At 58.9% G+C, this 939-nt stretch carries 2 protein-coding genes; one reads left to right on the top strand and one right to left on the bottom strand.

Going from position 1 to position 939, the window contains the following annotated elements:
* On the bottom strand, positions 1-493 hold a 493-nt coding region (locus G3O01_RS44840), incomplete at its 3' end, for an MCP four helix bundle domain-containing protein (protein ID WP_205813939.1).
* A 57-nt stretch (positions 494-550) separates the two neighbouring features.
* Here G3O01_RS44840 and G3O01_RS44835 point away from each other — a divergent pair.
* Positions 551-790 (top strand): hypothetical protein, encoded by a 240-nt coding sequence (locus G3O01_RS44835; RefSeq protein ID WP_205813934.1) that lies wholly within the window; start codon positions 551-553, stop codon positions 788-790.
* Positions 791-939: the final 149 nt, after the last annotated feature.

The raw sequence follows: 939 nt of genomic DNA, 5'->3' as shown, positions 1-939 counted from the left end.
TCTCGACGCGCAACGTGTCGACGATGCTTTCGAGTTCGTCGCGATACTGCGCGACGTTCGCGAACAGGTACGCCTGCGCCATCTCGGGCTTGCCGTCGGCCTTCATCTTCACGGTGTCGTCGATCGCCGCGAAATAGTTCGTGGCGCTCTCCTTCGCCTGCGAGACGAGCCCGACCTGCGCCTGGCCGACCGCCGACTTCGCCTGCACGTCGAGCGCGGCGCGCAGCGCGCCCTGCTTCGCCTTCAGCTCGTCGCGCGCCTGCGCGGCGGTGTTCGCGTCGGGCGCATAGACGAGCGTCATCGTCGCGATCTGGATGTTCTTCACATCGGCGACGAGATCCGCCGACGCGAGCGCGCTCGGCACGATTCCCTGGGTGACCTGGCGTACCTCGGACGCGCTCTTGCGGGTCTGGTACACGGCATAGATGCCGATCGCGGACAGCGCGAAGAACGTCAGGACGACTAGCAGCGTAATGCGATGACGGATGGTCATGAGTACAGCTCCCCGCAGCGATCCGGCTTCGATCGCCGTTTGGTCTATTGAAAGAATGTGAGCGCCGAATTATCGGGGATGGTGTATGACGCTCCGATGACCGAAAATCATTCATTCATTGATAAAAATGAAATGAATAATTGTGACGAAAGCACCCTAAAGGTTTGCCGGGATCTGCCGTTAACCTCATGCCACAAGGCTTCGATCGGCGATCCTGCGCGGCCTTTGAATTCCACGCTCGGATATTTTATTTTTATTTATTTAATCCGCGAATTAGCCGCAATCGGGCTTTCGTAAAACGTTTGCGCATTATCGACGAATTCAGTCGAATTCGCGATTTTTTATTGCCCTGGCGTGATTCTACGGACGGATGAAAACGATTCCGCCCGCCCGGGGCCCGCGATGCGATGGACTGCATCGGGGGCCCCGGCGCGGGCGTGAGCGAC

This window comes from Burkholderia sp. Ac-20365, from assembly GCF_017104715.1.
GTDB lineage: Bacteria > Pseudomonadota > Gammaproteobacteria > Burkholderiales > Burkholderiaceae > Paraburkholderia.
This window is presented reverse-complemented; position numbering and strand designations above follow the sequence as displayed.